Annotated in this window: 17 protein-coding genes; 9 read left to right on the forward strand and 8 right to left on the reverse strand. The window is 64.2% G+C overall.

Features of this window, described 5'->3' with window-relative positions:
* Positions 1–37 precede the first annotated feature (37 nt).
* From ACQR1L_RS09350 to ACQR1L_RS09360, 3 genes are all read left to right on the forward strand, one after another.
* Entirely contained in the window at positions 38–718 is a 681-nt protein-coding gene (locus ACQR1L_RS09350) for a spermidine synthase (protein WP_434857658.1), read from the forward strand.
* Positions 719–893: 175 nt separating this feature from the next.
* The gene (locus ACQR1L_RS09355) at positions 894–3155 is read left to right on the forward strand and encodes a DUF2235 domain-containing protein (protein ID WP_434857659.1); all 2262 of its coding nucleotides are present in this window, start codon (positions 894–896) and stop codon (positions 3153–3155) included.
* 60 nt (positions 3156–3215) lie between these two features.
* Positions 3216–5054 (forward strand): metallophosphoesterase, encoded by a 1839-nt coding sequence (locus tag ACQR1L_RS09360; protein WP_434857660.1) that lies wholly within the window; start codon positions 3216–3218, stop codon positions 5052–5054.
* Here ACQR1L_RS09360 and ACQR1L_RS09365 read toward each other — a convergent pair.
* Positions 5051–5836, reverse strand: a complete 786-nt coding sequence (locus ACQR1L_RS09365) for a hypothetical protein (protein ID WP_434857661.1) — start codon at positions 5834–5836, stop codon at positions 5051–5053. The genes ACQR1L_RS09360 and ACQR1L_RS09365 overlap by 4 nt on opposite strands.
* A gap of 334 nt (positions 5837–6170) precedes the next feature.
* On the opposite strand from ACQR1L_RS09365, the gene ACQR1L_RS09370 reads away from it, so the two are divergent.
* Together ACQR1L_RS09370 and ACQR1L_RS09375 are read left to right on the forward strand one after the other, a co-directional pair.
* The gene (locus tag ACQR1L_RS09370) at positions 6171–6446 is read left to right on the forward strand and encodes a hypothetical protein (RefSeq protein WP_434857662.1); all 276 of its coding nucleotides are present in this window, start codon (positions 6171–6173) and stop codon (positions 6444–6446) included.
* A gap of 213 nt (positions 6447–6659) precedes the next feature.
* Positions 6660–7550: a cation diffusion facilitator family transporter gene (locus ACQR1L_RS09375; RefSeq protein ID WP_434857663.1), complete on the forward strand. Its 891-nt coding sequence runs from the start codon at positions 6660–6662 to the stop codon at positions 7548–7550.
* 176 nt (positions 7551–7726) lie between these two features.
* Here the strand turns inward: ACQR1L_RS09375 and ACQR1L_RS09380 are convergent, their stop codons facing one another.
* From ACQR1L_RS09380 to ACQR1L_RS09390, 3 genes are read right to left on the reverse strand one after another with little or no spacing between them, the layout of a single operon-like run.
* Positions 7727–7963 carry a hypothetical protein gene (locus tag ACQR1L_RS09380; RefSeq protein ID WP_434857664.1) on the reverse strand — a complete coding sequence of 79 codons (237 nt, stop codon included), beginning with the start codon at positions 7961–7963 and terminating at the stop codon, positions 7727–7729.
* Between the two features lie 16 nt (positions 7964–7979).
* A complete protein-coding gene (locus tag ACQR1L_RS09385; protein WP_434857665.1) occupies positions 7980–9581 on the reverse strand; it encodes a TRAP transporter large permease in 1602 nt (533 codons plus the stop codon).
* Positions 9578–10117, reverse strand: coding sequence for a TRAP transporter small permease subunit (locus ACQR1L_RS09390; RefSeq protein WP_434857666.1), 540 nt, complete (start codon positions 10115–10117; stop codon positions 9578–9580). The genes ACQR1L_RS09385 and ACQR1L_RS09390 overlap by 4 nt, the downstream gene beginning before the upstream one ends.
* 1303 nt (positions 10118–11420) lie before the next feature.
* Between ACQR1L_RS09390 and ACQR1L_RS09395 the strand changes: the two genes are divergently transcribed.
* Both ACQR1L_RS09395 and ACQR1L_RS09400 read left to right on the forward strand, forming a co-directional pair.
* Positions 11421–12002: a TRAP transporter small permease subunit gene (locus ACQR1L_RS09395; RefSeq protein ID WP_434857667.1), complete on the forward strand. Its 582-nt coding sequence runs from the start codon at positions 11421–11423 to the stop codon at positions 12000–12002.
* A gap of 24 nt (positions 12003–12026) precedes the next feature.
* Positions 12027–13703: a TRAP transporter large permease gene (locus ACQR1L_RS09400; protein WP_434857668.1), complete on the forward strand. Its 1677-nt coding sequence runs from the start codon at positions 12027–12029 to the stop codon at positions 13701–13703.
* Positions 13704–13790: 87 nt separating this feature from the next.
* Here the strand turns inward: ACQR1L_RS09400 and ACQR1L_RS09405 are convergent, their stop codons facing one another.
* The 4 genes from ACQR1L_RS09405 to ACQR1L_RS09420 form a co-directional block, all read right to left on the reverse strand.
* Entirely contained in the window at positions 13791–14879 is a 1089-nt protein-coding gene (locus tag ACQR1L_RS09405) for a TRAP transporter substrate-binding protein (RefSeq protein WP_434857669.1), read from the reverse strand.
* A 184-nt stretch (positions 14880–15063) separates the two neighbouring features.
* The gene (locus ACQR1L_RS09410; protein WP_434857670.1) at positions 15064–16155 is read right to left on the reverse strand and encodes a TRAP transporter substrate-binding protein; all 1092 of its coding nucleotides are present in this window, start codon (positions 16153–16155) and stop codon (positions 15064–15066) included.
* A gap of 175 nt (positions 16156–16330) precedes the next feature.
* Positions 16331–17464: an Mrp/NBP35 family ATP-binding protein gene (locus ACQR1L_RS09415; RefSeq protein ID WP_434857671.1), complete on the reverse strand. Its 1134-nt coding sequence runs from the start codon at positions 17462–17464 to the stop codon at positions 16331–16333.
* A 132-nt stretch (positions 17465–17596) separates the two neighbouring features.
* Complete coding sequence (locus ACQR1L_RS09420; protein WP_434857672.1) at positions 17597–18043, reverse strand: VOC family protein; 447 nt, start codon at positions 18041–18043, stop codon at positions 17597–17599.
* 259 nt (positions 18044–18302) lie between these two features.
* Between ACQR1L_RS09420 and ACQR1L_RS09425 the strand changes: the two genes are divergently transcribed.
* Both ACQR1L_RS09425 and ACQR1L_RS09430 read left to right on the forward strand, forming a co-directional pair.
* Positions 18303–19172, forward strand: a complete 870-nt coding sequence (locus ACQR1L_RS09425; RefSeq protein WP_434857673.1) for an NAD(P)-dependent oxidoreductase — start codon at positions 18303–18305, stop codon at positions 19170–19172.
* 337 nt (positions 19173–19509) lie between these two features.
* Positions 19510–21909 carry a TonB-dependent receptor domain-containing protein gene (locus ACQR1L_RS09430; protein WP_434857674.1) on the forward strand — a complete coding sequence of 800 codons (2400 nt, stop codon included), beginning with the start codon at positions 19510–19512 and terminating at the stop codon, positions 21907–21909.

Below are 21909 nucleotides of genomic sequence, written 5' to 3' on the forward strand. Positions count from 1 at the left end.
CTGCCGGACCCCGCTTTCAAGACGAGATGAGACCCGCGTGATTCCCTGGAAGCTGATCGACACCGCAGACGTGCCCGGCGGCGGCGAGCCGCTGCGGTTGATGCAGCGTGGCAAGGAGTTCAGCATCAAGCTGGGCCAGAACGAGCTGATGAGCAGTCGCCTCTACGGCTCGGAGGAAGCGCTGGCGACCCTGAGCTGCGCCCGCCTCAAGGACCGCCCCGCCCCGACTCTGCTGATCGGCGGCCTCGGCATGGGCTTCACCCTGCGCGCGGCCCTGAAGGTGCTGGGGCCGCAGGCGCGCGTCACCGTCGCCGAGCTGGTGCCGGCCGTAATCGCCTGGGCGCGCGGGCCGATGGCCGAACTCTCCGGCGACAGCCTGGCCGATCCGCGCGTCGAGATCCGCGAGGGCGACGTGGTGCGGCTGATCACGGCCGCGCGCGGCAGCTATGATGCGATCCTGCTCGACGTTGACAACGGCCCGCAGGGACTGACCCGGGAGTCCAACGACGCACTGTATGATCCCTCGGGCCTGCGCGCCGCCTTCACCGCGCTACGCCCCGGCGGCCTGCTGGCCGTGTGGTCCTCCCACCCCGACGACCGCTTCGCGCCGCGGCTGCGCAAGGCCGGCTTCGCCGCCGAGGAGATCAAGATCCGCGCCACCGGCCGCGGTGGCGGGGGCGCGCGTCACGTGATCTGGATCGCGACGCGGCCGGCCTGACCGGCCGGCATCTCGGTCCGGCATGCAGGCTCTTCCCGGAGAACCCCGACCACTGAACCGTCCCGCAACATCTGCCGCTACTTCCGACTGATCGGCCGCTATCTCAGATTGCTTTCTCCATCCCACGCACTACCCTCTCCGCTTTCAATCATGAATTTCGAGCGGGGGCGTATTCATGGCGAGTCCGAAGATCATCATCCTGTCGGATGGCACCGGCAACGCCGCCTCGAGCGTGTGGCGCACCAATGTCTGGCGCATGTTTCAGGCGCTGGACCTGCAAGGCAACACCCAGGCCGCCAAATATGACGACGGCGTCGGCACCTCCTCCTTCGTCCCGCTGGCGATCCTCGGCGGCGTCTTCGGCTTCGGCCTCAAGCGCAATATCCTGGACACCTACAAGTTCATCTGCCGCAACTACGATCACGGCAACGGCTCGAAGATCTATCTGTTCGGCTTCAGCCGCGGCGCCTTCACGGTCCGTGTTCTCGCGGCGTTGATTCTCGATCAGGGGCTGGTCGTGGCCGGCACCGAAGCGGAATTGCATGACGGCGCGGCCAAGGCGTACCGGGCCTATCGGGCCAAGGGATATCATTCGGTGTGGCGGATCGAGGTGCCGTTCCGCGCCTTGCGCGACCATGTGCTCACGCCGCTGATGGACCGCATCCGCGGCAGGAAGCCGTACGCTCGCATCGCGCGCAAGGACATTCCGTCGATCGAATTCATCGGCGTCTGGGACACCGTCGCGGCCTATGGACTTCCCATCGACGAGATGACGCGGGGCATCTCCAGCTGGGTCTGGCCGCTCGAGCTTCCGAACCGCGTTCTCAACCCGCGCGTCAACTGCGCGCGCCATGCACTCGCGCTGGACGATGAGAGAACCACGTTCCATCCGGTGCTCTGGACCGAAGAGGGAGAGACCAAGCCGGACGATCCCAAGACGATCGACGACGAACGGCTGGTGCAGGTCTGGTTCGTCGGCATGCACGCCAATGTCGGCGGCGGCTATCCGGACGATTCGGTCTCCTATGTGCCGCTGACCTGGCTCGTGGACGAGGCGGTCAAGCGCGGCCTGATCTTCAAATCCGCGCCGGTGGCCGATCCGGATTCGATCAAGTCGATCGTCACCTCGCAGGACAAGGACGGGCGCCTCTACGATTCGCGCGCCGGGCTCGGCTCGTACTATCGCTATGGCCCGCGCAAGGTGTCGGATCTGTGCAACGATCCGGCGGTGGGCGTCCACGTCGGCGTGGCCAAGATTCACGAGAGCGTTTTCGACCGCATCGACAGCGGCTGCAATGCCTACGCTCCCATCGGGCTGCCCGCCAACTACCTCATCGTGCGGCGAAGCGGCGCGCTGACGCCGCTCGGTCCGACGAGCTTCGAGACGCCGGACGGAGCAGCCGCACGCTTCGCGGCCCAGGAGAAGCTGTGGAATTTCGTCTGGATGCGGCGGCTGCTCTACTTCGCGACCCTGGCCGCCTCCCTCCACCTCGCGGCATTCTGGCTGTTTCACGACCTCAATCGCGCACACGAATACGAGTCCCCCATCCGGATGGTCTCCGAAGCGGTCCGCCTGGTCGAATCGTTCCTGCCGCAATCGCTGCATTGGTGGACGGACTGGTACGCGGCCAATCCCGAATGGTTCGCCGGCGGCATCATCGCCGTGGCGCTGCTGATGCTCCTCGGCTCGATGCTCAGCGCCCGCATCAGCGACGCCATGCGCGTGATCTGGCGCGAACGTGCCTCACCGCCGGTTCTGTCCGGCCCCCTGCACCGCGCCATCTATGCCTTTCGAAACCACCCCGCCTATCTGTTCGTCATCAAGACCGGCAAACGGCACGTCCTGCCCGTCTTCCTTGCGCTGTTGACCGTATGGTTCGCCGCCACGCTGACGAGCCACTTCCTGTTCAACGCCGCAGACTCCACGGGCGCCTTCTGCCATGGCACACCGCGGCAGGAGCTCGTTGCCGTCGACAAAGGCATTCCGCAGGATGCCAAGGAGTTCTCGACGAACGCCATCTGCGCTCCCACCGGATTGAGTGTCCGCTCCGGCTTCAGGTACGAGATCATCGTCACGATGAGCGAGCCATGGGACGATGCCGGGCATCCGGTCACGCCGGCCGGATATCGCACATCCACAGTTCAGGGTTCTGCACGCTTGAAGTTCTATGCCGCCATCCTGCTGCGCCGCGTTCTCTTCCGCCCCTGGTATCGCCTGATCGCCCGGATCGGAGAGACCGGCGTCGACGAGTATTTTCTCGATCCCATTCCGGTCCCCAGCACGACGCCGCAAGCCTACAAGGCGACGTTCAAGGCCAGTCGAGGCGGCGAACTGTTCCTCTATGTCAACGACGCGGTGATCGGCCTGCCCTGGGTGTACGACGCCTTCTATCCGAACAACGCCGGCAAGGCGAAGGTGACCGTGAAGCTGCTGTAGCGCTGCTGGGCCAGCCGAAACCGTTCTCTTCTCCTGCGCCATTGGACGAGACCTGCCGACATGACCGTCGATCTCTTGAAGGACACCAAGACCTATCCGCGGATGACGCGCTGGTTCAATCCGCTGCTGCTGATCAAGCTGCTCAACAACGTCGTCACGTCGGCGATGTTCGGGCAGTATGCCGACCGGCGGCTGATGGTCGCCGCGCTGGACACGGTGACGTCAGACGAGCACATGACGCGCGCGACGGCGTTCGCCCGGAGCCAAAGCCCTGCGACGAAGGGGCCGGTCTGGATCGACTTCGTCGCCGATCTCGGCGACGGTTTTGACAGCACCTATGCGGTCGCCTGCCTGCTCGCCCGCGAGACGCTGGAGCTCGACGGCCAAGTGCTGCCACGCGGCGAGATGCTGATCATGGGCGGCGACGAAGTCTACCCGCTCGCTAATGCGCAGACCTACAGGAATCAGTTGCGACGGCCGTATCAATGGGCCTCTCCCGATCACGACAAGACGGATGATGGCGGAGTGCCGCTGTTCGCGATTCCCGGCAACCATGATTGGTATGACGGGCTGGTACAGTTCCTCGCCTATTTCACCCGGCCGGCGCCGACCCATTTCGGCTCGTGGCGGACGCAGCAGAAGCGCAGCTATTTCGCGATCCAGCTCACCGAAAGCTGGTGGCTGTGGGGAATGGATATCCAGCTCGCCGAGAACATGGACCAGCCGCAGGCGGACTATTTCAAGCTCGTCGCCCAGTCGGACCAGCTCAAGCCGGGGTCGAAGATCATCCTCTGCACCGCGGAGCCCGGCTGGCTCTATACCGACACCAACATGAGATCGTGGGAGATCGTCGACTACGTCCTCGGCATTGCGAAGAAGGCGGACAAGGCCCTGACGATCCCCTTGCTGCTGTCCGGGGACACCCATCACTACAGCCGCTACCAGGCCGAGGACGGCACGCAGTTCGTGACCTCGGGCGGCGGTGGCGCCTTCCTGCACCCGACCCACCAATTGGAGAAGACCGTCAGCGTGCGCTGGACCGGCACCAAGCTGCCGCTGACGCTCGCCGACAAGGAGGGCGGCAGGGAGCCCGCGGCCTACCCTTCGATGCCGATCAGCCGCGAATTGCTCTGGCGCAATCTGTGGTTCGCGGTCACGAACTGGGATTTCTCGATCTTCATGGGGCTGGTGTATTTCGTCGTCGGCGTCCTGGTCGGCCTGCGCAACGAGCCCGACATTGCCATCCTCGTGGCGGTGGCGTTCGGCGCCGGCATCATCGGCTATACCACCCGGCAGGAGCACGTCTCGCTCACCGATATCTTCAACAAATGGCGACGCCGTCACATCGGGACGGAGTTCGACGACATCGATCGCGAAAACGTGCCGATCCAGTTCAAGAAGGCGCTGGTCGTCATCGGCACCAGCGTGATTCACACGGCCGCCCATGTCTGCACGGCGCTCGGCGCCGCCACCGTCTTCAGCCAGATGAACGGCGACCCCTTCCCCGCCGGTCATCCCTGGTACAGCGTCTGGACCTGGCTCGGCCGGCTCGCGTTGGAGATGGGCGCGGTCGGCTTCGTGCTCGGCAGCACCTATTTCGGCCTCAACATGCTGATCACCTGCCGCTGGCTGCGCATGAACCGCAACGACGCCTTCAGCGCGCTGCGCATCGGCCACTATAACAATTTCCTGCGGCTGCGCATCGAAGGCGACGATGTCCAGGTCCACGCCATCGGCCTCGACCGCGTGCCTGACCGCCACGAGTGGCGGGAGAACCTGCAATTCCGGGAAGGCCAGCCGCAGCAGCCCCGCTTCGCCCCCGCGACACCGTTGGCGCCGCACCTCATCGAGACGTTCGTCGTCTCCGGCAAAGCGGGTCCAGCCGCACGTCCGACCTAACGATTGGCGTCCGATGGCGATCGCGACGACCCCCGCCGCGCCGGCTTGCGATCCTCGGCGCAGCCGAAGCCGCACTCCTTGGTCCTGGAGAAGCCCGGTGCATCCTTGACGTCGGCGTAGAAGATCCAGCCCGTCATGCCGTTGGCGCATCTGAGCTGGAGCCACTCGTGGTCGTCGTCCTCCGGGCGGGCGGCCGGCTCGCCAGCGACCTCCGTCGACGCGTCGAAGATGTCCTGATAGCCCTGATAGACCTCGGTGCCGATGCGCATCAGGAAGAAGCCTTCCGCTCCCGGACCGACCGCAGACCACCGGTCGCCGGCCTTCAACGTAACCTTGACCTCCTCGCCCTTCGGCCATCTCGGCAGCGCGGACGAGTAATCGCGTGTGAGCTGATACGTCCTGATCCGGCTGAACGTCACGAAGCGCAAGCGGTCCGCTTTGACCCGTTTGGTATTCCAGGGATGATAGGTCGCGCCTCTCCTGAGCAGGCAGGAAACTGATTTCGGCGCGCCGATCTCGGGCTCCGTTCGGACGGCGAGCGTGATGTCCTTGTCCACGGTGAACCCGTCCGGCCATTCGCGGCCCCAAAAGTCGTTCTTGAACCACACAGCCGGATCGTAGGTGGCCGGACCAGCGCGACCGGTCTGCGCCAGATCCGGCGGCGTCGCCGGCGCGACCGCCGGCCGCTCGACACCTTGCGCGCTGGCGAGGCATCCGCCGAGGGCGGCGGCCAGACCGAATGTCGGCACAGATGCCAGCAGCCTGGCGACCTTGTTCATCATGACTCCTCACCTCCGCGCCCTCATCGCTCAACACTTACGATGCGTCCTCCGACTGGTCGAGGCCGCCGGCGTTGCCCTAACAATGGCGCGCCGCCTCCCGCGAAGGCCGTCCCAGGTTTCATCGTCATCGACGGCACACATCGTCCTCATCACCTGACGCGCGCTGGCGTCCATCGCGGCGGACAGTGCATCGCATCAACACGCAGCTTCTCCGGCTAGCCGGAACTGCCGCCGCGCGAGCGAGTTGCTCAGCCGCTGAGAGGACACCGTGATGGCATTGGCATCGCGTCGTCCTGACTTCGAGCATGCATCTATCAGATAGACGGAGGCGACAATGAAAGCATCCCTTCTTCTTGCTGGCGCTGTGATCGTCGGATCCATCGCTCCGGCGCTTGCTGACGAGTACTACGTGGTGCAGGGACCGAGCCATCGCTGCACCATCACCACCACCCGCCCCGCGGATCGCGAGGTGGTCACGCAGATCGGCCCGATGGCGTTTACGAGCCGCGTGGAGGCCGAGGATCGGATCAGGCAGACCAAGGTCTGCGAGGATGCGGGGACCGTCGGAAGCACCGGCACCAGCACCACCACGATCATCCGCGAGAAGTAGCCGGTGCCAGACGTTCAGGCGGGACGCCGCCAAGGCCCGGGGGCCGTGCTCATCGCAATGGGCACGGCCCTTCGCTTGACCGCTCCAGTGAGGTCGCGATCCCCGCGCGACGGCGCGGCCGCCATTGTTCCTCCTGCCATCCGCTCGCAGCAACGGACGTTGCGTTCCACCCCTGTCTTGAGTACCCCATCGTTTCGTCGGGATCAGGACAACATGCCCTCACAATCCATCACGCTCGCCATCGGCAGCCTCGTTGTCGGGACGATCGTCCTGGGCCTCAAATATCTGGCCTACTGGATCACCGGCTCGGTCGCGCTCTATTCCGATGCGGTGGAGAGCATCGTGAACGTCGTGACGGCGGCGGTCGCGCTGCTGGCGGTGCGGATCTCCGCCAAGCCCGCCGACGCCAACCATCCGTTCGGTCACCACAAGGTCGAATATTTCAGCGCGGTCATCGAAGGCGTCATGATCGTCGTCGCGGCGCTGCTCATCATCCACGAGGCCTACGGCAATTTCCTCAACCCGCGGCCGTTCTCGGCGCCGCTCGAAGGCCTCGTCGTGAACGGAGGGGCGAGCGCGCTCAATGCCGTCTGGTGCTGGATGCTGATCAGCCGCGGCAAGCGGCTGCGGTCGCCGGCGCTGGTCGCGGACGGACGGCATCTGCTGACGGATGTCATTTCCTCCGGCGGCGTCGTGATCGGCCTGGGCCTCGCGGTGATACTGCAGCTGCCCGTGCTCGATCCGGCGCTGGCGCTGCTGGTCGCCGTCAACATCCTGTGGTCGGGCTGGCAGGTGCTGAAGGAATCGACCAGCGGGCTGATGGACGAGGCCGTGCCGGAGGCGACGCTGGCGCGCATCCGCCAGATCATCGGCCAGCATGCCGGCGGCGCGCTCGAGGCTCATGACGTGCGGACACGCCATGCCGGCAAGCTGACCTTCATCGAGTTTCATCTCGTCGTGCCCGGCGAGATGTCCGTCCGTCAGGCACACGACATCTGCGACCGGATCGAAGCCGCGCTACGCGAGGACGACGAGCATAGCTGGATCACCATCCACGTCGAGCCGGAGGACAAGGCCAAGCATTCCGGCGTGGTCGTACTGTAGCCCGGCCGAGCACGAGACGTACGGCGATCCAATATGGCTGGAACCCGATACCGGGCACGCTCCGGCATGCCCACGGGAGGAAGCGTTGCGGGCCGCACGATGGGCGGATGCTGAGAAGCATCGCCGCGGGACGAGTGTCGAACCCGGACCCGCATCGCCGCGGCTATACGCCCCTTTTAATCCTGGACGGCGTACTGCTTCGAAAGGTGATCCCCGATCTGCACCAGCATGGCCACACATTCCGGGTAGCCGGGCTTGCTGATCGTGGCCCTGTCCGCGCTGGCGCGAAACTCCCAGGAGTTCCCGTCGCGCACAATGAAGATCTCAATTCCCTCGGGGCAATCCACGTGAGCCTTCAGCTCAGCGCGCGCCATCGCAATCAGCTCGGCTTCGGACTTGCCCGGCTTGCTCATCTCGTGGATTTCCCAGCTAGTTCTTCGGCGAATCGAAGTTGAGCGGTGGCAGGTCGATCTGCGGCACCTCGATCTTGACCTTGTCGATATCCACCTTGCTCGGTCCATCCAACAGCCCTGTCACCGTGATCGGAAATGCAATCACGAGAGCGACCATGACCATCTGCAGGCCGATCCACGGCATGGCTCCCCAATAGATGTCGGAGCTCTTGACCTCCTTGGGGGCGACGCCGCGCAGATAGAACAGGGCAAAGCCGAAGGGTGGATGCAGGAAGGAGGTCTGCATGTTCACGCACAACATGACGCCGAACCAGATCAGCGCAGCATCCGCTCCGACCACCGGCGCCAGGATCTTCTGGGCGATGGGCGCAATCATCGGCAGGATGATGAAGGCGATCTCGAAGAAATCGAGGAAGAAGGCCAGGAAGAAAATGAAAATATTGATGAAGATGAGGAAGCCCCAGACGCCGCCCGGGAGCGAAGTCAGCAGATGCTCGAGCCAGACACCGCCATTGCAGCCGAGGAACACGACCGAGAAGCAGGTCGAACCAATCAGAATGAACGTGACCATGCACGTGATACGCATCGTGGTCTCGTAACCCTGCCTGATCAAGCCGCGAAGATCCGTGATCTTGGCCGCCTCGACACAGACCCACGCCAAAGCGAGGTAGGCGATCGCGAAGCTCAGCCGGAAAACCAGATTCTCGGCGACGAAGATCGCGACGATGGTACCGATCCCTCCGGCAACCACTCCAATGATGAGGATGTTGCGCCCGTAGGAGCTGAAATCCTTGTGGTGAATGACCGCAAGGACAATCGCGCCAACCGCACCCATGGCGCCTGCTTCGGTCGGGGTCGCAAGGCCGAGCATCATGGTGCCGAGCACCACGAAGATCAGAACGGCCGAAGGAATGATGCCGAGCAGACATTTGCGCCAAAGCGGCCAGCCGGTGAGCGTCCGCGCCTCTTTCGGAACGGGCGGGACATGTTCGGGCTTGATCAGGCCGAGAACGAATGTGTAGCCGGCGAACAGCACGATCTGGAAGATCGAGGGCCCCCAGGCGCCGAGATACATGTCACCGACGGACTTGCCGAGCTGGTCGGCAAGGACGATCAGCACCAGAGAGGGCGGCACCAGCTGGGTGATGGTGCCCGACGCCGCCAGGACACCGGTGATGTAGCGCATGTTGTAGCCGTAGCGAATCATCACCGGCATCGAGATCAACGCCATGGCGATGACTTGCGCCGCGACAGTGCCCGTGATCGCTCCCAGGATGAATCCGACGATGATCACGGAATAGCCGAGTCCGCCACGGATCGGACCGAACAGCTGTCCCATCGAGTCCAGCATGTCCTCGGCGAGCCCGCAGCGTTCGAGGATCGAGCCCATGAACGTGAAAAACGGGATCGCCAGCAGCAGCTCATTCCCCAGCACGTTGCCGTAGACGCGCTCCGGAATGGCCTGCAGAAAGCTTAGCCCGAAGAAGCCTTCGTGGATCGCCAGGAAGCCAAATGACAAGCCGACAGCAGCGAGTGTGAAAGCGACCGGAAAGCCGATCAGCATGGCGACAACCAGGCCGCCGAACATCAGCGGCGGCATCATCTCGATGGTGATCATTGGGTCGGCCGCTCGTATTTTGCGTCGATGGTAAGCTCGCCCTTCAGTGCGGCGATACGCTTGATCACTTCAGAGACACCCTGGAGAGCGAGCAGGAAAAAGCCGGCGGGGAGCACCGCCTTGATCGGCCAGCGCAGCAGCCCTCCCGCGTTTCCCGAATACTCGCCGATGATGTAGGAGTTGTAGAACACCGGCCATGACAAATAGGCCAACAGCAGACAGACTGGGATCAGAAAGCACAGCGTGCCGACCAGATCGAGCCAGAGCTGCCCACGCTCAGAGAGCATCAAATAGAAGATCTCGACGCGCACATGCTCGTTGCGCTTGAACGTATAGGCGGCGCCGAGCATCACGATGATGGCAAACATATACCACTGCGCTTCGAGCCAGCCATTCGAGCTGTAGCTGAAGGCGTACCGGATCATCGCGTTCACCGCGCTCACGATGCAGGCCGCGAGCACCAGCAAGTTGCAGACGTAGCCGATCTTCTCGTTCAGCCAATCGATCGCGGCGCTGACCGCCAGCAATGCGCGCATGCCTCCCCCTATCGTATTCTCGGCGATGGCCGGCGCGCGACACGAAGCTCACGCCGACCTCACCACGCTGCCCAGTGCTGCGGCGGCGTATCCAGCTCGTCTTGACGACATCAGCGGGTGTCGCTGCCTTTGCAGGCCGCAAGCGTGGAAGGACGTTGCATGGCAAAGCGCTGGAACCGCGTCAACCCAAAAGTGGACATGTTGTCGCAGCCATCGCTGAGCAGCGCAGGAATCGTCCGACAGGTTGCCGATTCCGCCACACCTTCCACAATGAAGGCGGGCTACCTGCATCAATCTACTCGGCTAAGTAGAACACGCGCAGGCGCCATATCGACCGACACCGCCGCGCGCGGAATCTATGCCCCTCACTCCGCCGACGCCTAATGCGGTCTACTCGTCGGGCAAATCGCGGAACGGAATCTCCCACCCGTGAGACGTCGCGGAGCCGCGCAGGACGCGGTCGCAGCGAATCTGAGCCGCGCCAAAAAACTAATTTCGTCAGCTTGTCCAATCGACTGTCTGTTTCCGCCGCCATCCGCGGCGAAATTTCTGTTTCGCTTTATCGGAATTTGTGATTGACTGTCGCCATCCTGTATCCGCCGAGGGGCGCTTCGCGACCGTCACGAGACGTTGGATGTGGGATGCGGTGGGCGCGTCGGATCGCAGCGTGATCGTTCATGCGGACGAACGGGCTGATGCGCCGGTGAAGTCGTATGGTCCTGGCCTCCCGATGCTGAGGTCAAGTGGACGGTAATGATGATCCGTCCGTGACGGGGGCAAACAAGCCGGTCCCCGGGGAGAGTACGTATAAGCCGTCAAACCATCGCGCGGGGAATGCCGGGATGTCTCGGCTGAACCTGTGGTACCTGCCGCCTGCATTTTTTTCGCAGGCGGGCCATGGGTGCGGCCAGCGCCCGGCATTCCCCGTGCCCTCTTCGGGAAAAAGGGCACGCTCATCGGCAAAACTCGGACGCTGACAGCGCCGCGAGGCCAGCGTTGCATGGTCAGCAGAAATGAACGATAGGACAATCTGGACGTGCGAACGGAACGCCAAAGCTGGTGGAAGGCAGCCAAGCTGCTCGGGGACCGTCCGAAGCAGCTGCGCTGCGACATTCGGATGCTATCTACGCCTTACAAGTCATTGGTTCCGCAGTCAATTCCTCTACTTTCCGATTGACGGTACCACCACGCGCTGGAATGGTGATCCGGCTTGGCGCTTGCCGGGGATAGGCCGCTGTGCCGCATGCCGCGCAGCCAAGAGCGGGCCATGCGGGACGTCGCAAGACATTGGGGGAGGATTGCGTTGCAAGCGTTGCTGAAATTGAGCCGCGGGATCGATGCGTTCACGAGCTGGACCGGCAAGCGGCTGGCGTGGCTGATCCTGCTGGCGGTGATCATCTCGACCGTCAACGCCATTGTCCGCAAGACACTCGATACCTCGTCCAACTCATGGCTCGAGCTGCAATGGGTGCTGTTCGCGGCGGTTTTCCTGCTGTGCTCGCCCTGGACCCTGCTCGACAACGAGCACATCCGCATCGACATCGTGAACGCCATGTTGCCGAAATGGCTGCGTGACACCATCGACGTCGTCGGTCACGTGCTGTTCCTGATCCCGCTCTGCATCGTGATGATCATCACCAGCGTGCCGTTCTTCCTGCGCTCGGTCGAGATCAACGAGCAGTCCAGCAATGCCGGCGGCCTACCGCAATGGCCGGCGAAATCGCTGATCATGATCGGGTTCGTCTTCCTGCTCGTGCAGGCCATCTCCGAGCTGATCAAGCGCATCGCGGTGATGCGCGGACTCATCCCAGATCCCCACGCTTCGAAGTCCCACGGGATCGAGGCCGAGGTCGAGCACCTGGTCGAAGCGATCGAAAAGAAATAAACGGCGGGCTGGGGGGATACTTCAATGACTGCGTTTCTGATCGCCAATATGGCGCCGATCATGTTCGGCTCGCTGGTCGTCATGCTGCTGCTCGGCTATCCGGCGGCATTCTCGCTCGGCGCCGTCGGGCTGTTCTATGCCCTCGTCGGCATCGAGCTCGGTGAATTCCGGCCGGACTTTCTGCAGGCGCTCCCCGAACGCGTCTACGGCGTGATGAACAACGACACGCTGCTGGCGATTCCGTTCTTCACCTTCATGGGCCTGATCCTGGAACGATCCGGCATGGCGGAGGACCTGCTCGACACCATCGGGCAGCTGTTCGGCACCATCCGAGGCGGCCTCGCTTATGCGGTCATCTTCGTCGGCGCGCTGCTCGCCGCCACCACCGGTGTCGTCGCGGCCTCCGTGATCTCGATGGGCCTGATCTCGCTGCCGATCATGCTGCGCTACGGCTATGACCGCCGCCTCGCCTCGGGCGTCATCGCCGCCTCCGGCACGCTGGCGCAGATCATCCCGCCGTCGCTGGTCCTGATCGTGATGGCCGACCAGCTCGGCAAGTCGGTCGGCGACATGTATGAGGGCGCCTTTATTCCCGGCCTGGTACTGTCGGCGCTCTACGCCGGCTACGCCTTCCTGGTCAGCATGATCTTCCCGAAGGCCGCGCCGGGCCTGCCGCCCGAGGCGATCGGCTTCCGCGAGGATTCCGGCAGCCGCGGCCTCGGCTCGCTCGGCGTGCTGTTCCTGGCGTCCTGCGTGTTCGGCTGGTACGTGATGCGCGGCTCCACGTATCACGGCGCCGATTTCGTCGTGCTCTGCATGTTCTCCGGCATCGTGTTCGCCTTCGCGGTCGCGGTGGTGAACTGGGTGCTGGAGCGCACCACAGGATACCGCTTCCTGTCGCGCATGGCGCAGCAGACCACCTTCGTGATGGTGCCGCCGCTGTTCCTGATCTTCCTGGTGCTCGGCACGATCTTCATCGGCCTGGCAACGCCGACCGAAGGCGGTGCGATGGGCGCGGCCGGCGCGATCATCCTCGGCGCGATCAAGCGGCGGCTGAGCTTCGACCTGGTCCGCCAGGCGGTCGAGTCCACCGCCAAGCTGTCGGCCTTCGTGGTCTTCATCCTGGTCGGCGCGCGCGTGTTCTCGCTGACTTTCTACGGCGTCAACGGCCATGTCTGGGTCGAGCACCTCCTGACCTCCCTGCCCGGCGGCCAGATCGGCTTCCTGATCTTCGTCAACGCCTTCGTGTTCGTGCTGGCGTTCTTCCTCGACTTCTTCGAGCTGGCCTTCATCATCATCCCGCTGCTCGGACCCGCGGCCGAGAAGCTCGGCATCGACCTGATCTGGTTCGGCGTCATCCTCGGCGTCAACATGCAGACCTCGTTCATGCATCCGCCGTTCGGCTTCGCGCTGTTCTACCTGCGCTCGGTGGCACCGAAGGACTCCTATCTCGACCGCGTCACCGGCAAGCGGATGGAGCCGGTCACGACGGGCCAGATCTACTGGGGCGCGGTGCCGTTCGTGGTGATCCAGCTGATCATGGTGATGCTGGTGATCATCTTCCCCTCGATGGTCATGCACTACAAGGGCACCGCCTCGACCGTCGATCCGAACTCGATCAAGATCGACATCCCGCAGATCGACGCCCCGCCGCTCGACTTCGGGCCGCCGAAATTCGACACCGATCCGCCGAAGCAGTGATGCGGCGCTCGCGCGAGACAACGAAAAACCCCGGCGCAACGCGCCGGGGTTTTGTTTTGCGTCCGATCGCCCCGAAGGACGGACGGGTCAGCTCAGCGGATTGCGCGCCATGAAGGCGTCGTAGCCGATCTCCGCGACCTGGAACCAGGAGTAGCCATTGCCGGCGAAAGCCGACAGCGATTCGTAGGTCTTCTTGAAATCGGGGTTGCTGGCCGCGACCTCGCCGTGCAGCTCGCGCGCCGCCTTCAGGCAGGCCTGCATGATCTCGGGCGAGAAGGCATGCAGCTTGGCGCCGGCGGCGAGCAGACGGCGGAGCGCCGCCGGATTGCTCTGGTCGTACTTCGCCATCATCCAGTTGTTGGCGTAGTGACCGGCCTGCTCCAGGATCTTCTGGTAGTGCTTGGGCAGCGCATTCCAGCGATCCTGGTTGACGAAGGAGAGCAGCATCGGCCCGCCCTCCCACCAGCCCGGATAGTAGTAGTGCGGCGCGACCTTGACGAAGCCGAGCTTCTCGTCGTCATACGGGCCGACCCACTCGGCCGCATCGATCGTGCCCTTCTCCAGCGCCGGGTAGATGTCGCCACCGGCGATCTGCTGCGGCACCGCGCCGAGCTTCTGCAGCACGCGTCCGGCGAAGCCGCCGACGCGGAATTTGAGGCCCTTGAGATCGTTGACGCCAGTGAGCTCCTTGCGAAACCAGCCGCCCATCTGGCAGCCGGTATTACCGGCGAGCAGAGAGACCACATTGTACTTGGCGTAGAACTCGTTGAGGATCTCGCGACCGCCGCCGAGCATGTACCAGGCCTGGTTGATGCGCATGTTCGGGCCGAACGGCACCGACGAGCCGAAAGTGAAGGTCGGATCCTTGCCGAAATAGTAGTACGAGGCGGTATGGCCGATCTCCACGGTGCCGTTCTGCACCGCGTCGAGCACCTGCAGGCCGGGGACGATCTCGCCGGCCGCGAACGGCTGGATCTGGAATTTGTTGTCGGTGGCCTCACCGACGATCTTGGCCATCATCTCGGCGCCGCCATACAGCGTGTCGAGCGATTTCGGCCAGCTCGTCGGCATGCGCCATTTCAGCTCCGGCATAGACTGCGCAATGGCCGGCGCCGCGATCGCCGCCGCACCGGCCGCGCCGAGCCCGGTGACCTTGATGAAGTCTCTCCGCTTCATGATTTTCCCTCCCTAGGGTGATGTTTGTTCGTTCTCCGAGCCGCCTTCTTTGTGAGGCTTCAGTTCCAGTGTGGATCAAAGTGCGTCAGAGTGCCATTGCGAAACGTTGTCGCAACGCAATGCAAAAAGCCCGGCCTCTTGCGAGGCCGGGCTTGATGTCGATCCGCCGATCTGACGTTTGCGATCAGCCGCGGGTGCGCGAGCGGATCATGAAGCTGTCGTAGGTGTATTCGGCCACCTGCCACCACAGATATTCATCCGAGCGGTAGGCCTGCATCGCGTCGATCACCTTCTTGAAGTCGGCGTTCTTGGCCGAGATCTCGCCCCACAGCTCATTGGTCGCCTTGAGGCAGGCCTCGAGCACTTCGTTGGTGAACGGACGAAGCTGGGTGCCGCCAGCAACGAGGCGCTTCAGTGCCGCCGGGTTCACCTGATCGTAGCGCGCGGCCATCCAGGTGTTGGCGTTGACCGTCGCGTTGGTGAGGATCGACTGGTAGTGCTTCGGCAACTCGTTCCACTTGTCGAGATTGGCGAAGGCGTGAACGGTCGGACCGCCTTCCCAGAAGCCCGGGTAGTAGTAGTACTTCGCCACCTTCTGGAAGCCGAGCTTCTCGTCGTCATACGGACCGACCCACTCGGCGGCGTCGATGGTGCCCTTTTCCAGCGACGGATAGATGTCGCCGCCCGCGAGCTGCTGCGGCACGACGCCGAGCTTCTGCAGCACCTGGCCGGCGATGCCGCCGATGCGGAATTTCAAACCCGACAGATCGGCGACGGTCTTGATCTCCTTGCGGAACCAGCCGCCCATCTGGGTGCCGGTGTTGCCGCAGGGGAAGCCGATGACGTTGGACTTCTTGTAGAACTCGTTGGCGAGTTCGTTGCCGCCGCCCTGGTAGAGCCAGGAGTTCTGCTGCCGGGCATTGAGACCGAACGGCACCGAGGCGAAGATCGCGAAGGTCGGGTCCTTGCCGACGTAGTAGTAAGACACCGTGTGGCACATCTCGACGGTGTTCTTGGAGGTCGCGTCGAGCGCCTGCAGGCCGGGCACCAGCTCACCGGCCTGGAAGACCTGGATCTGGAACTTGTTGTCGGTCATCTCGGCGACCTGCTTCGCCATGTACTCGGCGCCGCCATAGATCGTGTCGAGCGACTTCGGGAAGCTCGAGGTCAACCGCCACTTGATCTCAGGCATCGACTGCGCAATCGCAGGCGAGGCCACCGCGGCCGACGCCGCGGCACCCGCAGCCGAAACCTTCAGAAAATCACGACGCTTCATATTAAGGCATCTCCTTGTTGGGGGCGTTTCCCGTTGAAAACTTTATCCGCCGACGCGATTGGCCGCGTCAGGTCGAAGGCGATCCGCGGCGGGCTTAGCACGGAACCGGTTAAGCGAAAACGCGACGTTGGGATGACGAACAGCCGAATGGTCGCACGCAAATTGCTGCAGCGCATCAAGCCGCAGCGATGGCGCCCTTGAGCTGATCGCGGACGGCGGACGCGATGGTCCGGTAGATCGCGGCGTGAGGTCCGTTCGGCTCGCTCTCGACGACCGGATTGCCGGCATCCGAGGTCGAGCGGATGTCCATGTGCAGCGGGATCTCGCCGAGGAACGGCACGCCGAGACGCTCGGCCTCGTGGCGCGCGCCGCCATGGCCGAAGATATCGGAACGCGTGCCGCATTGCGGGCACTGGAAGTAGCTCATGTTCTCGATGATGCCGAGCACGGGGACATTCACCTTGCGGAACATCGCAAGCCCGCGGCGCGCGTCGATCAGCGACAGGTCCTGGGGCGTCGAGACGATCACGGCGCCCTTCAACGGCACGTTCTGCGCCAGCGTGAGCTGGGCATCGCCGGTGCCGGGCGGCATGTCGACGACGAGGACGTCGAGCGTGCCCCAGGCGACGTCGCGCAGCATCTGGTTGATCGCCGACATCACCATCGGCCCGCGCCAGACCAGCGCGGAGTCCTCCTCGACCAGGAAGCCGATCGACATGATCGACAGGCCGAAGCGCGACAGCGGGATCATCTTCTTCTCGGGCGTGAGCTGCGGCTTCTCCTGCAGGCCCGTCAGGCGCGGCACCGAGGGACCGTAGATGTCGGCATCGAGCAGCCCGACCTTGAGGCCGAGATCGCGCAAGCCCAGCGCCAGATTGATCGCGGTGGTCGACTTGCCGACGCCGCCCTTGCCCGAGGCCACGGCGATGACGGCCGCGATGCCGGGAATCGGCGCCTGCCGGGACATCGGCGAATCGGAAGGATGCTGGTGCTGATGCGGACGATGCGCCGAGACCGGCTGCACGCCGCCCTGCCGCGGCGCGGGGGCCGGCGCTGCGCCGGCCTTGCGCTCGGCGGTCAGCGCGATCATCGCCATGGTCACGCCGGGAATGGCGCGCACGGCGGCCTCGGCCTGCGCACGGGTGGTCTCCCAGGCGCGGGCTTCGCTGGCCTCGACATTGATTGAGAAGAACACCTTGCCGTCATTGGCGGTGATCGGCGACAGCACGCCGGAATCGGGCAGCGCCACGCCGCGCGGCGAGCGGACCCGCTTGAGTGCCTCGACAACCTGCTCTTGCGTCACGCTCACGGCGCGTCTCCTGAATAAGTTCAGAACGCGCCACATCATCGCGTCCTATCGTCTTGGCCGGACGCGATCTTCCGCACGAGCGAAAGGGATCGCTCCAGCCTTCTGTTGCGCTGCTTCATAAGCCCGGCCGGCTCAAAACGCCACCATGGTTCCGATATCCGCAGCGGTCTCGTCAGGCGCATCTTCGGCCTGCTCTTTCGCTGCCTCGTAATTGAGCTCGATCATCACGCCGTTAGGGTCGCGGACGAAGATCTGCCACAGCTCGCCGCCCGGCACCTGCCGCGCCTCGAACGGCATGCCCTTGGCCGCGAGCCGGGCCTTCATCCCCGCGAAGCCGCGGCTGACGAAGGCGACGTGATGGACGACGCCGGAGTCCGGCTTCTGGGCCTCCGATGTCGGCGAGATATCGACGAGATGCACCACGGGGCGGCCCTCGCTGTACATCCAGGCGCCGGGAAAGGCGAAGTTCGGCCGGGCGCCGTTCTCCAGCCCGAGCACGTCTTCATAGAAGCGCACCGTCTCCTGGAGGTTGCGGGTCCGGATGTTGAAATGATCGAGCACGCCGACGCTGACGCCCATGCGAGACACTCCCTGGCTGGTTGATATCTTCGGATTTCGTTGCCCGATGACGGCTTTGCAAGCCGTCATGATGATGCCTCTTTAGCACGGCCGCGCGCTTTCGCATCCGTCACGAAGCCGTTGCCCCTGCCCGACAAGCCGTTATGGTGCGGCGTCCAGCAGGCCGCCGCGATCCGCGCCGGATGCTGATGTGTTCCTTCCAAGAACAGCCCGGCCCGTTCAAGGCCGTCGGCAGAACCCCAAGGTCAAGGTAGCTCACATGGCTAAAGTCGCTTTCATCGGTCTCGGCGTCATGGGTTTCCCCATGGCGGGACATCTCGTGAAGAAGGGTGGTCACGAGGTCACGGTCTACAACCGCACCGCGGCCAAGGCGAAGGAATGGGCCGACAAGTTCGGCGGCAAGACCGCCGCGACGCCGAAGCAGGCCGCCGAGGGCCAGGATTTCGTGATGTGCTGCGTCGGCAACGACAACGACCTGCGCTCGGTCACCATCGGCCCGGATGGCGCCTTCGCTGGCATGACCAAGGGCGCGACCTTCGTCGACCACACCACCGCGTCGGCTGAAGTGGCACGTGAACTCGACGCCGCAGCCACCAAGGCCGGCTTCAAATTCATCGACGCACCAGTCTCCGGCGGTCAGGCGGGCGCTGAGAACGGTGTGCTGACCGTGATGTGCGGCGGCACGGCCGACGCCTATGCCGGCGCCGAGCCGGTCATCGCCGCCTATGCCCGCATGTGCAAGCTGCTGGGACCGGCCGGCTCCGGCCAGCTGACCAAGATGGTCAACCAGATCTGCATCGCCGGCCTCGTGCAGGGCCTGTCCGAAGGCATCCATTTCGCCAAGAAGTCGGGCCTCGATGTTCCCGCCGTGATCGAGACCATCTCCAAGGGCGCCGCCCAGTCCTGGCAGATGGAGAACCGCTACAAGACCATGAACGACGGCAAATATGACTTTGGTTTTGCGGTGGAATGGATGCGCAAGGACCTGTCGATCTGCCTGTCCGAAGCCCGCCGCAACGGCGCCCATCTGCCGGTGACCGCGCTGGTCGATCAGTTCTACTCCGAGGTCGAGAAGCTCGGCGGCAAGCGCTGGGACACGTCGAGCCTGCTGGCCCGGCTGGAGAAGTAAACCGTCGTCGCGACGGCCCTCCCTGTCGCCGCCGCTTCGGGCGGCGGCAGGATCATCGCTGCCCGCCACGATCTCCGGCATCGCCGATCCCGCGCGCGACCTGTCCGCGCGCTTCCCGCCAGTGTCGCGTGATTGCACGCCCCACAACGCGCTGATACCTGTTCCAATCGCTAGCCGTTCGCATGTGTTGCCAGATCGAGACACGCCGCAGCAGAATGCCAAATATGTAATGTTATAACATTACATATTGGCGGAGTTGGGCTAACGCTTGGACTGTCATCGTGAACGCAAGGGGACGCGGCGTCCGGCACGATCGGGAGCCGCGATGGGAATCGACATGAGCGTGCGGAGTTTGTGGGGATCAGTATCGTTGGCGGCACTGGTGGCGGCGGGCTGCTCCGCGACCACTAGCGCCGGCGCGCAGCAGGCGTTCGAGCCGGGTCGCAGGGCAGCGGCCGACACGGTGCTGCCGGACGTCACCGTTGACGCTCCCCGACAGCGGCCGACCGCCGGCCGGACCCCGTCGCCAGCGAGGAACACCGCTCCAGCGGTACGCCGGGCGGCATCCCGGCGCGTCACGGCGCCGTCGCAGGCTACCCAACCGACCGTCCCCTCCTCCGCCACGGCGGTGGCGACGCCGCTCAACGGCAATGCACCGGCCGCCGCCGGCAGCCGCCTCGGTCTCACCGCGCGCGAGGTGCCGGCGACCGTCGAAGTGGTTGGCGCCGAGACGCTGCGCGAGCAGGGCTACCACACGACGGTGGACGCGGTGAAAGGCGCGACCGGCGTCAGCGCGGGCGATGCGCCGAATGATGTCGGCTTCGCGATGCGCGGCTTCCAGGGCAACCAGATCAGCGTCCTCTACAACGGCATCAATATCGGACCGACCGGCTTCACCGCGCTGACGATGGAGACGTACAACCTCGACCGCGTCGAGTTCCTCAAGGGCCCCTCCTCGCTGATCTCGGGCCAGGGCGCGGTCGGCGGCACCATCAACTTCGTAACCAAGGCGCCGCACACGGGCCCGGTGCATAACGAGGCGTTCGTCGGCTTCGACCAGCGCGGCACGTTCCGCAGCGGCTTCGGCTCCGGCGGCAGCACGACCGTCCCGGGGCTCGACTATCGTTTCGACATCAGCCGGACCAGGGAAGTCGGCTTCATCGACGACACCGAGTTCAAGAACGTCCACGTTTCCGGCCAGCTGAACTATCGCCTGTCGGACAGCTTCAGGACGTTCGTCGCCGCCGAGTTCAAGGACTACAAGGCCAAGCCCTATGAGGGCACGCCGCTGGTGCCGGCGGCCGACAGCGGCACCAATGCGACCGCCGGCATCGTCTCGGGCAGCAAGATATCCGCCTACAACAGCAGCAATCTCGACGCCGTGACGATCGACCGCCGCACGCTGTCGACCAATTATAATGTGGTCGACGGCCACAAGACGATCAAGGAGTCGTGGGTCCGCAGCGGCTTCGAGTGGGACCTGAACAATGCCGTCACCTTGCGGAGCCAGATCTACAACTACAATGCGAGCCGCGACTGGTACAATAACGAGATCTCGGCCTACAACTCGCTCACCAAACAAGTCGATCGGGAACGTTTCTTCGTCCACCACAATCACAACATCGTCGGCAACATCACTGACGTCACCTGGAACGGCAGCATCTTCGGTCTTGACAACCGCCTGGTCGGCTCGGTCGAGAGCTCCCATACCGACTTTACGCGCCCCGGCGCGGCAAACTTTCCCGGCGAGCCCGTTCCGCTGGTCGGCTTCGACCGCGGCTTTTATGGCGACTTGAGAACGCAGTTGCAGACGGCCACGATCGACAGCGTCGCGCTCAATCTCGAGGACCGGCTCAAGCTGACGAACACCTTCGCCCTGGTCGGCGGCCTGCGCTACAACCCGCTCACGCTCGATCGCAACTGGATCAGGAACGGCGCCGAGCGGCCCGGCTTCCCCTATTCGAAGAGCTGGCAGCCGGTCACGGGCCGCATCGGCTATACCTGGGAGGCGCTGCCGGGCACCATCTTCTACAGCCAATACGCGACGGCGAGCGATATTTCGGCCGACAGCATCTTTCTCTTGAGCCCGACGCAGAACCTGACCATGTCGGACTCGCGCAGCTACGAGACCGGCGTCAAGCAGCTCGCCTGGAACGGCCGCGCCGAATGGACCTTCTCGGCGTTCGACATCGAGCGCAACAATGTCTACAGCGCGCAGGCCGGCCAGCAGCTCAACTTGGCCGGCAAGGTCAAGTCGCAGGGCGTCGAGTTCTCAGCCGCGGTGCGGCCGACGCCGGAGAGCAGATTGTGGGGCAATGTCGCCTACGTCCGCGCCCGCTATGCCGACTATGACCTGGCTGACGGCAGCGCTTCGTTCTCCGGCAACACGCCGCCAAACATCCCCGCCGTGATCGTCAACGGCGGCGGCTCCTACCGCTTCCTCAATCCCGGCTGGTGGCCGGTCGAGCTCGGCTTCTCGGTGCGCCATGTCGGCGATCGCTGGAGCACCGATGCCAACACCGTGAAGCTGCTGGCCTACACCACGGCCGACCTGTTCGCCTTCGTCGACCTGCCGAAGGTGCCGCTGTTCGCCACCGCGACCAGCACCCGCCTCGCCTTCCGCGTCCGCAACGTCACCGACAAGCGCTACGCCGCCTGGAGCGATCCGTTCTATCCCGACCAGATCTTCCTGGGCGCGCCCCGCACCTACGAGGTCGAAGCCTCGTTCAAGTTCTAG

Origin of the sequence: Bradyrhizobium sp. HKCCYLR20261 (assembly GCF_051168435.1) — a bacterium.
In the GTDB taxonomy this organism is placed as follows: domain Bacteria; phylum Pseudomonadota; class Alphaproteobacteria; order Rhizobiales; family Xanthobacteraceae; genus Bradyrhizobium.

Coding starts and splice junctions, on each gene's coding strand:
- ACQR1L_RS09405 (WP_434857669.1), bottom strand. CDS start 14,879: ATGAAGCGGAGAGACTTCATCAAGGTCACCGGGCTCGGCGCGGCCGGT.
- ACQR1L_RS09360 (WP_434857660.1), top strand. CDS start 3,216: ATGACCGTCGATCTCTTGAAGGACACCAAGACCTATCCGCGGATGACG.
- ACQR1L_RS09425 (WP_434857673.1), top strand. CDS start 18,303: ATGGCTAAAGTCGCTTTCATCGGTCTCGGCGTCATGGGTTTCCCCATG.
- ACQR1L_RS09390 (WP_434857666.1), bottom strand. CDS start 10,117: ATGCGCGCATTGCTGGCGGTCAGCGCCGCGATCGATTGGCTGAACGAG.
- ACQR1L_RS09370 (WP_434857662.1), top strand. CDS start 6,171: ATGAAAGCATCCCTTCTTCTTGCTGGCGCTGTGATCGTCGGATCCATC.
- ACQR1L_RS09385 (WP_434857665.1), bottom strand. CDS start 9,581: ATGATCACCATCGAGATGATGCCGCCGCTGATGTTCGGCGGCCTGGTT.
- ACQR1L_RS09410 (WP_434857670.1), bottom strand. CDS start 16,155: ATGAAGCGTCGTGATTTTCTGAAGGTTTCGGCTGCGGGTGCCGCGGCG.
- ACQR1L_RS09365 (WP_434857661.1), bottom strand. CDS start 5,836: ATGATGAACAAGGTCGCCAGGCTGCTGGCATCTGTGCCGACATTCGGT.
- ACQR1L_RS09375 (WP_434857663.1), top strand. CDS start 6,660: ATGCCCTCACAATCCATCACGCTCGCCATCGGCAGCCTCGTTGTCGGG.
- ACQR1L_RS09430 (WP_434857674.1), top strand. CDS start 19,510: ATGAGCGTGCGGAGTTTGTGGGGATCAGTATCGTTGGCGGCACTGGTG.
- ACQR1L_RS09380 (WP_434857664.1), bottom strand. CDS start 7,963: ATGAGCAAGCCGGGCAAGTCCGAAGCCGAGCTGATTGCGATGGCGCGC.
- ACQR1L_RS09400 (WP_434857668.1), top strand. CDS start 12,027: ATGACTGCGTTTCTGATCGCCAATATGGCGCCGATCATGTTCGGCTCG.
- ACQR1L_RS09355 (WP_434857659.1), top strand. CDS start 894: ATGGCGAGTCCGAAGATCATCATCCTGTCGGATGGCACCGGCAACGCC.
- ACQR1L_RS09420 (WP_434857672.1), bottom strand. CDS start 18,043: ATGGGCGTCAGCGTCGGCGTGCTCGATCATTTCAACATCCGGACCCGC.